General features: G+C 72.2%; 10 protein-coding genes. 7 read left to right on the plus strand and 3 right to left on the minus strand.

The features are described from left to right. Window positions 1-3 precede the first annotated feature (3 nt). The 3 genes from OG985_RS08200 (at window position 4) to OG985_RS08210 (ending at window position 2,868) form a co-directional block, all read left to right on the plus strand. Entirely contained in the window at window positions 4-948 is a 945-nt protein-coding gene (locus OG985_RS08200) for an alpha/beta hydrolase (RefSeq protein ID WP_371667586.1), read from the plus strand. Window positions 949-1,070: 122 nt separating this feature from the next. Continuing rightward, entirely contained in the window at window positions 1,071-2,072 is a 1,002-nt protein-coding gene (locus tag OG985_RS08205; protein ID WP_371667587.1) for a helix-turn-helix domain-containing protein, read from the plus strand. Window positions 2,073-2,226: 154 nt separating this feature from the next. Further along, on the plus strand, window positions 2,227-2,868 hold the full coding sequence (locus tag OG985_RS08210) for a cutinase family protein (protein WP_371667588.1): 642 nt from the start codon (window positions 2,227-2,229) through the stop codon (window positions 2,866-2,868). A 91-nt stretch (window positions 2,869-2,959) separates the two neighbouring features. Here OG985_RS08210 and OG985_RS08215 read toward each other — a convergent pair whose 3' ends face one another. From OG985_RS08215 to OG985_RS08225, 3 genes are all read right to left on the minus strand, one after another. Next, window positions 2,960-4,681 carry a hypothetical protein gene (locus tag OG985_RS08215; protein WP_371667589.1) on the minus strand — a complete coding sequence of 574 codons (1,722 nt, stop codon included), beginning with the start codon at window positions 4,679-4,681 and terminating at the stop codon, window positions 2,960-2,962. Between the two features lie 143 nt (window positions 4,682-4,824). Further along, complete coding sequence (locus OG985_RS08220; protein WP_371667590.1) at window positions 4,825-4,998, minus strand: CsbD family protein; 174 nt, start codon at window positions 4,996-4,998, stop codon at window positions 4,825-4,827. 92 nt (window positions 4,999-5,090) lie between these two features. After that, complete coding sequence (locus tag OG985_RS08225) at window positions 5,091-5,519, minus strand: ATP-binding protein (RefSeq protein ID WP_371667591.1); 429 nt, start codon at window positions 5,517-5,519, stop codon at window positions 5,091-5,093. 115 nt (window positions 5,520-5,634) lie between these two features. Between OG985_RS08225 and OG985_RS08230 the strand changes: the two genes are divergently transcribed. From OG985_RS08230 to OG985_RS08245, 4 genes are all read left to right on the plus strand, one after another. Beyond that, the gene (locus tag OG985_RS08230) at window positions 5,635-6,138 is read left to right on the plus strand and encodes an STAS domain-containing protein (RefSeq protein ID WP_371667592.1); all 504 of its coding nucleotides are present in this window, start codon (window positions 5,635-5,637) and stop codon (window positions 6,136-6,138) included. A gap of 168 nt (window positions 6,139-6,306) precedes the next feature. Continuing rightward, window positions 6,307-8,757, plus strand: coding sequence for a SpoIIE family protein phosphatase (locus OG985_RS08235; RefSeq protein ID WP_371667593.1), 2,451 nt, complete (start codon window positions 6,307-6,309; stop codon window positions 8,755-8,757). A gap of 139 nt (window positions 8,758-8,896) precedes the next feature. Beyond that, the gene (locus tag OG985_RS08240; protein ID WP_371667594.1) at window positions 8,897-9,742 is read left to right on the plus strand and encodes an RNA polymerase sigma factor SigF; all 846 of its coding nucleotides are present in this window, start codon (window positions 8,897-8,899) and stop codon (window positions 9,740-9,742) included. 293 nt (window positions 9,743-10,035) lie between these two features. Then, window positions 10,036-10,896, plus strand: a complete 861-nt coding sequence (locus tag OG985_RS08245) for an alpha/beta fold hydrolase (protein WP_371667595.1) — start codon at window positions 10,036-10,038, stop codon at window positions 10,894-10,896. The last annotated feature ends 107 nt before the right edge of the window (window positions 10,897-11,003 follow it).

Genomic DNA, 11,003 nt, shown 5'->3' on the forward strand with positions numbered 1-11,003 from the left:
GCCATGTCCCACCGAACCGCCGGAGTGTCACGACGTACCGTCACCAGGGCGGCCGCCGCCGCGGGCCTGGCCTCCGCCTTCGGCGTCCCGGCCGCGGCCGGCCGCGCGCGGGCCGCGACCCGGATCGGTCCACGCACCCTGGACGTGTCCGTGCCCTCCGCGGCGCTGGGCCGCGGCGCGCCACTGCGGCTGATCCTGCCGTCGGACTTCGACGCCCGGCCGACGCGGACCTACCCCGTCCTGTACCTGCTGCACGGCGCCCACGACGACTACACCTCCTGGACCCGGGAGACGGACATCGAGTCCTTCACCGAGGGCCGCGAACTGATCGTGGCGATGCCGGACGCCGGGCCCACCGGCATTCCCACCGCCTGGCGCGGCGGCCCCGACTACGAGACCTTCCAGCTGACCGAGGTCCCGGCGCTGCTCGCCCGCGACTTCCGGGCCTCCGGCGTGCGGGCCGTCGCCGGGGTGTCCACCGGCGGCTACGGAGCGATGGCACACGCCGCCCGCCACCCCGGCCTGTTCACCGCCGCCGCCTCCTACAGCGGCATCCTCGACACCACCGCACCCGGCGTGCCCCCGCTCATGGACGCCATCGTGGCCCGCGAGAACCTCTCGCCCCGTTCCCTCTGGGGCAGTCCGCTGCTCGACCTCCTCACCTGGCGCGACTTCAACCCGCGCGCCCGCGCCGGGGGTCTGCGCGGCACGCCCCTGTACGTCTCCGGCGGCAGCGGTGTCGTTGGCGGCAGCGGCGACTGGCTCCCCGAGGCCCTGGAGAGCGCCCTGTGGCTCTCCGCCCACAGCTTCGCCGACACGCTCGCGCTGCTGCGCGTCCCGGTCACCACGCACTTCTACCCCGGAGGAGGACACAGCTGGGCCTACTGGAAGCGGGAGTTCACCGCGTCGTGGCCGATGCTCGCCGGTGCGCTGGGCCTGCCGGAGTGACGGCGGTGCCGCCGGGGCACGGAACGGAGCGCAAGGGGCGTGCGTCCAACCCAGGACATGTCCCTCGCCCCACGGGAAACACTCCGCGGGTGAGCCGCCTCCGGGTGAAAGGAGTGTCCGCGATGGCTGTCCCCACCCCGCAGGGCCGGCCGGACGGTACCGGACCCGCACCGGTGGTCCCGCCCGAGCTGGCCGGCCCGCTGCGCACCCGGCTCGAGGCCGTCGCCGACGAGGTGGAGGAGGAGGTCCGCAGACAGGTGCCCGAGTACGGCAGGCTGGGCGACGACGCCTACGGCCGGCACCTCAGGTCCGGAGTGGTGCAGGCGCTGACCCTCTTCGTCGACCACATCGCCGATCCGCGCGGGCGGGGTGAGGCGATCGCCGCGACGTATCACGAACTCGGGCGCGGTGAGGCCCTGGAGGGCCGCAGCCTGGACGCGCTGCAGTCGGCGCTGCGCGTCGGCGGGCTGCACGCCTGGCGGCTGCTGGGCCGCACGGCGGAGGATCTCGGGCTGGACTCCGCGGTGGTGTCCGCGCTCGGTGAGCTCGCCTTCCAGACCGTGCACGAGGTCGCGGAGGCGGCCGCGGCCGGGTACGCGGAGGCCCGGCTGCGTGACTCGGACGAGCTGGAGCGACGGCGCAGGCGCCTGCTGGACCTGCTGCTCGGCGACGGCCCGGTCTCCCCCGAGGCCGTGCAGGACCTCGCCCACACCGAGGCCGCGCGGTCGCTGCGCTGGGCGACGCGGGCCCTCGGGCTGATGGGCCGCGGGATCCTGCCCCGCCAGGGTGTGGTGCGGTGTGCCGACCATCTGTCGGTCCTGGTGCTGCACAGTGACGAGCCGCTGCTCGCCCAGCTGGAGGCGCGTGCCCTCGCGCCGCTCGACGCGGCCTCCGAAGGGCAGCGTCCGCGGCTGGCCGAGACGCTGCTGGCCTGGCTGCTCAGCGGCAGCAACGTCCCCGACGTCGCCGCCCGGCTGCATGTCCATCCACAGACGGTCCGTTACCGCCTGCGCCAGCTCGAGAAGCTCTTCGGCGACGCCCTGCACGACCCCGGCACCCGTCTGGACCTCATCCTCTCCCTGCGCGCCGCGGCATTACGGGAGCAGGGCGGGATCACACCGTAGGAAAATCTCCGAAGTCACCCCCCACTCACCACGGAACAAAAACACACTGGAATTCTGAATTTCCGTCCATAACGCTCGGCCGGGAAACACGAATACGTTCGGGACCGTCCTTTTTCGCAGGCGCAGAAAGCGCCCCACCCGCAAAGGATCCCCCATGCGTATCCGTTTATGCCTCGCCGCGCTCTCCCTGGCCGGCGGAGCCGGACTGGCCGCCCTCTCCACGCCCACCGCAACCGCCGTCGCCTGCACGGACATCGACGTGGTGGCGGCCCGCGGCACCTTCGAGCCGGGCACGCTCGGCGCCATCGTCGGCGATCCGGTGTTCTCCGCGCTACAGAAGAAACTGCCGGGCAAAAGCCTGTCCAGCTACAAGGTGAACTATCCCGCGGACCTGTCCCTCACCTCGGCCGCCCAGGGAAACACGGACCTGGTGAATCACGTGCGCGGGCAGGCGGCATCGTGCCCGAATCAGCGTTTCGTTCTCGTGGGCTATTCGCAGGGCGCGAACGTCGTCGACAACTCCATCGGCATCAGCAGCGCCGGCGCGGTGGTCGGCAGCCCCATCGTGGCCACCCTGCCCGCCGCCCTCGAACCGAGGGTCGCCGCGGTGCTGCTGTTCGGCAACCCGATCCGGGCTCTCGGCAAGAGCGTCACCGGCACCTACCAGGGCCGCACCCTCGACTTCTGCGCGAAGGGCGACCCCATCTGTGAGAACGGTGGCGGTGACGTGCTGGCGCACCTCGGCTACACGGCCGACGCCGACGCGGCGGCCGCCTTCGCCGCGGGCCGGGTCTGAGCCGGACCTGCACAGCCGCACAACCGCACGGGTCCGGGGCCCGGGAGGACGTCCTCCCGGGCCCCGGACCCGTGCGCGGAACCCGGCGCCCCTACCGCGGAGAGCGGGCGAAGAGGGCCAGGTGGGTGGAGACGGGCTCCGGCCGGCCGTCGTTCTGCGCCGCCGCCGCGGTCAGCACGTCGAGGTGCTGGTAGCCGTCGGCGACCACGGGGTGCAGGTCGGCGGGGATGCGTCCGGCCAGCAGGCCGTCTCCCGCGAGCACCGTGAGCGTCGGGTTGGCCGTCAGCCCCTCGGGGTGCACGAGCAGCTTCTTCACCTGCGGTGAGGTGGCCAGTTCGAGGTCCGTGACCAGCCTGGTGGGGAAATACTGCTCGGTGAAGTCCAGCGGCTGCTCGGCCAGGCTGCGGGCCAGCTCCTGGATGCCGGTGACCTCCTTGCCCGCGTTCGTGAACGGCGTACCGTCGGCGGACCGGTGCCCGGGGTCGTCGGCGTCGCCCACCCGGTCGTAGTCGCGCCAGGTGTACAACGGCCCGTGCGGCTGCTCCGGGATGGCCTTGTACTCGGTGCCGTACAGCCCGGTCGGCTGTGAACTGCCGTTGGCGGCGGGGAAGTTCTTGTCGACGACCGGGCCGCCGTCGAAGAAGCCCACGCTGCTCTGCAGGAAGGCCAACGGAACCGAGTGGTCGTCCATCAGCGCGCCGAGTACCGCCTCGTTGGTGAGCCGGAAGTCCTTCACGGCGGGTGAGCCGGAGAGGAACGTGGCGGTGTCCCTGGAGAACAGGAACCGGTTCGTGGCCTCGATGTTGAGGCCGGCGGGCAGGTAGCGGGGCAGGTCGGCCTCGCCGTGGGGATCCCGCGTGGCGCCCAGACCGGCGATGGCCAGCAGTGTCATGGTCTCGGGGTTCAGCAGCACCGGCGCCGACAGGGAGCGCGGCAGTACCCCGGAGTCGAGGCCCGCCTGCACGGCGGCGTGGCCGAGACCGACGTCGGGCAGGTTGGTGTCGTCCGGGATGCTGCCGCTCAGGTCGGCGAGCGAGGTGGAGACGGTGGTGTCGAGGGCGAAGTAGCCGGCGCACTGCTGGTAGCCGGCGTCGGCCGTGGTGCCGGGGTCGCCGTCGAAGTCGGCGGCCGCGAAGTATCCGGTGATGACCCCGCCGAGCGAGTGCCCGCCGCAGAGCACCTTGCGCTTGCGCAGACCCTGGTCGGGCAACTCGGCGGTCAGCAGGTCGTACTGGTCGCGCACGGTCTGCCCGATGCCGAGCTTCGCCAGCCATCCCAGCCGTTCGTTGCCGAGGAAGCCGCCGAAGGTCCGGCCGCCCGCCTGCTTGCCCCGGTAGTAGTAGTCGACGGCCGTGTGCTGGTCGCCGGAGGCGATCCCGGTGCGGTCCTCCAGGCAGTTGGACCGCCGGTCCAGGGCCCAGAACTCGATGTGGCGGCCCTGACCGGCGGCGAGCGCGACCGTGTTGCGGGCGACGCTGTCGAACGCGCCGGCGCCCTCCAGGATGCCCGGCTGGGCGACCAGGACGCGGTCGGCGTCGGCCGAGGAGGCCGGCCCGTCGGTGGAGCGGTAGCGCAGATACGACAGCCAGTCGCAGGCCGCCGGCCGGGCTCCGGCCGAGGCCGGCAGGGGCACCCGCACCCGGACCACGGACTCGCTCACCCCGGTGACCGGGGACGCCGAGACGACGGGCGTCTCGCTGCGCGCGTTCTGGCCTCGGGCGTCCGGGGCGGCGGCGGTGAGCGCGCCTGCCGTCAACAGCGCCGCCAGCGCGGCGCCGGACCAGGTTCTTCCTCTGCTGCGGCTCATGTCCATGGCCGGACCGTAGGGCGGTGCCCACGGCGTCCTCAGGCCGTGCTCACAAGAACGCAGCCCGGGGCCGCGCCTTTGTCACCTCAGACAGGACCGAGCGGGGTCCCCGTCCGTTCGGACGGGGACCCCGCTCGGGGTGGTGCTCGTCAGTGCCGGAACGCGTCCTTCGCCTTCTCCTTGGACTGACGCGCGTCGCCCTTCGACTGCTCGGCCCGGCCTTCGGCCGTCATGCGCTCGTTGCCCAGCGCCCGGCCGACCGTCTCCTTGGCCTTGCCCTTGGCCTGTTCCGTCTTCGCCTTGGCCTTCTGCTCTCCGGCCACCTTGAATCACTCCAAGTCGCACTTGACCTTTGATGTCACCACACCGGGTAACCCGCGTCGAGGCGGCCAAACCCGGCCCGCCTCGCCGTCGCTCAGCACAGGGGCAGGCGCACGGAGACCGTCTTGCCCGTCTCGCCCGGCTTGGTGATCACTTCGCCGCACAACCGGGTGACGATCTCCAGACCGTGCTGCCCGATCCGCAGCGGGTCGCGCGGCAGGAACGTGGGCCAGCCCTCGCCCGTGTCCGTGACCGCGATCTCCACGCTGTCGTCCGTCAGGGTCAGCCGCAGCCGGGACGGGCCCGGCGCGTGCCGGACGACGTTCGTCACCAGTTCGCTGACCACCAGCCGCGCCGAGTCCCCGAAGGTGTCGGCCATGTCGACCCGTGCTTCGAGCAGGAGGTCCACGAAGTCCTGGACGACGTCCCTCGACGCGGGGATCATCTCCGACCCACCGGTGAAGTCCCGCATCACGGAGGCGGCGGACGAGGTGGCGGAGTCGGGCCTGTAAGCCGAAGTCATCAACCGCCTCACTGTCCGTTCCGGGCCCGGTCCAGGGTGCCGAAGGGCGTCCGGTCCCCCACGATACGCATCGAACCCCTCCCCGCCCTCACTTTTGCCGAGAGGGACGAGGCACGTGTACGCGCGTAGCCGTCGCGTGCGGCCCGGCCGGGTTCCGGTCAACCGCTCCGTGCTCCGGTTGACGTTCCTGGCGCTCCTACGGTTGCTTGGGAGCCGGACCGGCTCGTCCCGGACCTCCCACCCGACGACCTTCGAGGGGATCCACCGGATGCGGCATTCCGCGCTGACCATCTCACGGCGGCAGTCCACCGACAGCACCGCCGTACTGATCCTGGTCGGCGAGATCGACCACACCACCGCTCCGCACCTCGGCGAGGCCCTTCAGGACCCGCGGGTGGCCGTTCCGCGCCAGGTGCTGGATCTGACGGCGGTCACCTTCCTGGACTCCAGCGGCATCGACGTCCTCATCCACGCCCACCTCACCGCCGCCGAAGGCGGGGGGTTCGTCAGGCTGGCCGCCGCCGGCCCCGCCGTCCTGAGACCTCTGCGGATCGTCGGGGTCGACGAGCTCATTCCGCACCATCCGAGTCTCGACGAGGCCCTCGCCCACAGCGCCTGAGCGCGGGGAGGGGGAGTCGTGCGCCGGCGGCCGGGCGGCGGCCACTTCCGGACGTCCGCGCGTCCTGAACGAAGCCGCCGGGCCCCCTTGTGGCCACGCCCCGACGTCCGCTGGTCACGGCACGGTTGCGAGCTGACCGGCGGCCTGCGACTGTGCCATGCTCGGGACGTGACAGCAGAGGAACAGCTGCCCCGAACGGGTGCGGCTTCCGACTACCTGGCCCTGGCGAGGGTCGTGGTGCGTCAGCGTGACGAGATCACCGAACTGCAGCGCGTCGCCGCCCTGTTGCCGGTCCTCGAACGCGCCAAGGGCGCCGTCATGGTCCAGGAGGGATGCTCCGCCCAGGAGGCCTACGAGATCCTGCTCGAGCGGTCCCGGGCCGGCGAACGCACCCTCGTCGAGGAGTGCTGGCTGACGCTCGGCGGTATCCGTCCGGTACGGGACCGCGGCCACGCGGCGACTGCCGTCGAGGCAGGGGACACGGGATCGGTGTTCACCTCCGAGCAGTATCTGGTCCCCACCCGGCCCGACCACCCGAGAGCGAGCCGGCCCGGCACCGGTACGACGGGCAGCGGTACGGCCCTGCTGCTCGGCAGACTGGGCATGGCCCTGGCCGCCGTACGCGATCCGCGGGAGCTCGCCCGCTGCCTGCTCGACCATCTCTCGGCCGAGGCCGGGGCCGACGCCGTCCTGGTCTACGACCGGGAGGGAGAGGCACTGCGCCTGTCCGGCCAGGCCGGACTGGACGACGTGGACACCGCCCGGTGGAGGCACCTGCCGCGAGTGATCGGCGGCGGCGCGCGGGATCCGCTCAGGACGCGGGAGCCGTACTGGTCGGAGAAGCCCGAGTCCGACGAGCCGTACACCGTGCCGGACCGCGACGGACACCGCTGGGCGTCACAGGCCTGGCTGCCGGTCGTCGCCGGCGGAGAGGCGCACGAGATCGTCCTCGTGCTGCGGACGGCCGAGCGGGTCTTCACATCGGGCGAACGGGAGCTGCTGGAGGCGGCCGTCCAGCTGTCCGCGGGCCGGATGGCCAGTCTCGACGCGACCGCACCGCCCCGGAAGCCGTCCGTCGACAGCGTGCAGCAGATCCTGGACACCCTGCCCGGCTCGGTGATCCTCGTCGCCCCGCTGCGCTCGGCCGACGGCACCGTCGAGGACTACCGAATCGAGGCCGCCGCACCGGACTCCGTCGACATCGCGAACCGCAGGGGCAGGCAGCTCATCGGCCTCAGGGTGCTGGAGTGCTACCCCACGATCGTCGGCACGGAGCTGTGGGACGGCTACCTGGAGGCGCTGACCACCGGCCGGCCCTTCACCGGCGAACCGTTCGCGTACGAGGAGGTGGTCGCCGGGGTTCCGCAGCACTCCAGCTACTCGCTGCGCGCCTCCCGGCTGGGCGGGCACCTCGTCGTCTCGTGGGTGCGGCACGACGTCACGACCCGGCAGGAGGAACGGCTCTCCGCGCTCCAGCGGCTCGGCAACCTCGGCTGGGCCGACTGGGACCTGGTCACCGACACCGTCACCTGGTCGCCCCACGTCTTCACGATCTTCGACCGCGACCCGGGGCGCGGTCCGATGCGCCTGGAGGAACTGCCGGACCACGTGCTGCCCGAGGACCTGCCGGGGCTGACCGCCGCCGCCCAGGAGCTGCTGAGCGAGGGCGCCCCGATCGACCAGCCCTTCCGGGTCAGGACCCGTGACGGCGTACGGCACCTGCGCATCGTCGCCGAAGCCACCACCGACGCGGCCGGCACCCCGCTGGACGTGCACGGCTTCTTCCAGGACCTCTCGGGACAGCGGGACGCGGAACTCGCCCTGCTCGACAGCGAGCGGGCGGTCTCCACCCAGCGCGGCCTGCTCCAGGCCGAGCGCAGGGTGGCCGCCCGTCTGCAACAGGCACTGCTCCCGCTGCCCGCCGGCCCCGTCACCCTGGCCGGTCTGTGGACCCACGCCCTCTACCTGCCCGCGGAGCGCGGCATCAGCGTGGGCGGGGACTGGTACAGCGCCATCGAACTGCCCAACGGGGAGGCCCTGTTCGTCATCGGTGACGTCATGGGGCACGGCATCAGCGCGGTCGCCACGATGGCCCAGCTGCGCTTCACCGCCAAGGGCATGATCATCACGGGTTCGAGCCTGACGGACGCGCTCACCCGGCTCAACACCCTGCTCATGCACCTGACCTCGTCGACCGGCGGGCACACCACCGCGACCATGATCGTGGCGCGCTACCGGCCGTCCGACCGCACGCTCACCTGGGCGCAGGCCGGTCATCTGCCGCCGGTGCTCGTCCGCGACGGCAGGGCCGAGCCCCTCGCGCGCCCGGCGGGAATCATCCTCGGCGCCACCGGCACACCCGTCTTCGAGGAGGCGACCCTCCAGCTCCAGGAGGCCGACCACGTCCTGCTGTTCACGGACGGCCTGATCGAGCGCCCCGGTCAGGACCTGCTCACCGGTCTGGACCGACTCGTCACCGCGGCCTCGCCCCTGCTCGCGACCGGCCGACCGGACAGCCTGTCCGCCCTGCACGCGGCGCTGGTCGAGCAGGAGCGCCAGGACGACGTCTGCGCCGTCCACATCCACCTTCCGCCGGGCGGCGGCACTCCCCCGGCGTGACGACGGCCACATCCGCGCGCGCCGGCCGAATGGTGGGTGTGAAGGGTGAGAAGGGGGGTAGACGCTGCGGCATCCGCTCCGGATCAAGGAGCGGGCATTGTTCCCACGAGAGACATCCTCAGAGACGGAGGCCCCCGCGATGGCCGTGACCACGGAGGTTAGGGCACCTCACGCTCCGACCGAGCTGCCCAGGGTGACCGACCCCTCGAAGGTCCCGCCGAACGACGCACGAGGGCTGTCGAAGCTGTTCTTCGACCGGCTGGCGACGCTGGAGGAGGGCACACCCGAATACCAGTACGCGCGCAACACGCTGATCGAGATGAACATGACCCTGGTGCGGTACGCCGCGGGCCGCTTCCGCAGCCGGGGTCCGCAGGAGCTCGAGGACATCGTCCAGGTCGGCATGATCGGTCTCATCAAGGCGATCGACCGCTTCGACATCTCCCGCGAGGTGGAGTTCACCTCCTTCGCCGTGCCCTACATCGTCGGCGAGATCAAGCGGTTCTTCCGGGACACCTCCTGGGCCGTGCACGTGCCCCGGCGCCTGCAGGAGGCCCGCGTGGAGCTGGCCAAGGCGACGGAGGAACTGTCCAGCCGGCTGGGGCGCACACCCACGACCAGGGAACTGTCGGAGCTGATGAACCTCCCGGAGCAGGAGGTCCGCGACGCGAAGGTGGCGTCGAACGGCTACCGGTCGGCCTCCCTCGACGCGGCCGTCAGCAGCAGCGAGGACGGCGAGAGCGTCCTCGCCGACTTCATCGGTGCCGAGGACGCCGGACTGGAGCTGGTGGAGGACCTCCACTGCCTCGCCCCGCTGCTCGCCGAGCTCGACCCGCGCGACCGGGAGATCATCCACCTGCGCTTCGTGGAAGAGCTCACCCAGGCACAGATCGGGGAGCGGCTCGGCATCTCCCAGATGCACGTCTCCCGCCTGCTCAACCGTGTCCTGACCCGGCTGCGGCAGGGGCTGCAGACCACCCGGTGATCCGGACTCCGCACCGGAGGATTGCTCCGGCCACCTGCGGGTACACGGAGCGCGCATGACATGGATGGGCCGGACGCCGTAGTCCTGGGGAGGTACGCGGCGCCCGGCCCGTTCGTGTTCCGGCCCACCGCCGGGCGGCCCGCCGCCGCGGGGGCCGCACACCGGGATCGGTGCCGTCGGGTGTGCGCCCGGCCTCGCGGGGCACCTGCTGCCCGCGGGCCGCTCTTCCTGTTCCCGACCGGCACGGAAGGCGACCCGCCCAGTTCCAGCGACCGGGGAGAGGCGACGGGGCGATGTTCGACGACTTCCATGCCGAGACGATCGAGGTGGACGAGGCGTCCGTCTTCGTCCGACACGGCGGCGAGGGCCCGCCCCTCCTCCTGCTGCACGGCCACCCCCGCACCTCGGCGACCTGGCACCGCGTGGCACCCCTGCTGGTCGCCCGCGGCTTCACCGTCGTCTGTCCCGACCTGCGCGGTTACGGCCGCTCCCGGGGGCCGGCGCCCACCGCGGACCACTCCGCCCACGCCAAGCGCGCCGTCGCGAAGGACATGGTGCAGGTGATGCGGTCGCTGGGCCACGACCGTTTCGGTGTGGCCGGCCACGACCGCGGCGCCCCCGTCGCCTTCCGCCTCACCCTGGACCACCCCGAGGCGGTGTCCCGCGTGGCCCTGCTGGACGGCCTGCCGCTCACCGAGCACCTGGCACGCGTCGACGCGCGGTTCGCGACCCAATGGTGGCACTGGTTCTTCTTCGCCCAGCCGGACATCCCGGAGCGGGTCATCACCGCCGACCCCGACAGCTGGTACCGGGGCGACCCGGTGAGGATGGGGCAGGAGAACCACGACGAGATGCGCCAGGCCACCCGGAACCCCGACGTGGTCCGCGCCATGCTGGAGGACTACCGGGCCGGCCTCACGATCGACGCCCGGCACGAGGACGCCGACCGTGCCTCGGGCGTCAGGATCCGCTGCCCCGCGCTGATCCTGTGGTCCCTGCGGGACGACCTGGAGGACCTCTACGGCGATCCGGTCGCCATCTGGCGGAACTGGGCCGCCGACGTACACGGTCACGGGATCGACTCCGGACACCACATGGCCGAGGAGGCACCGGAACCGCTGGCGGCCTCGCTGGCCGCCTTCTTCGCAGGCTGAGCGGGATCGCATGCCTTGACTCCCGGGACGGGGGTACACCGTCGTGGCGACCGCGGAGGCGGCCGGTTCACCCCCTCGACCCGCACCCGGTGCACGGCTCTGGCCGT

The organism is Streptomyces sp. NBC_00289 (assembly GCF_041435115.1).
In the GTDB taxonomy this organism is placed as follows: Bacteria; Actinomycetota; Actinomycetes; order Streptomycetales; family Streptomycetaceae; genus Streptomyces.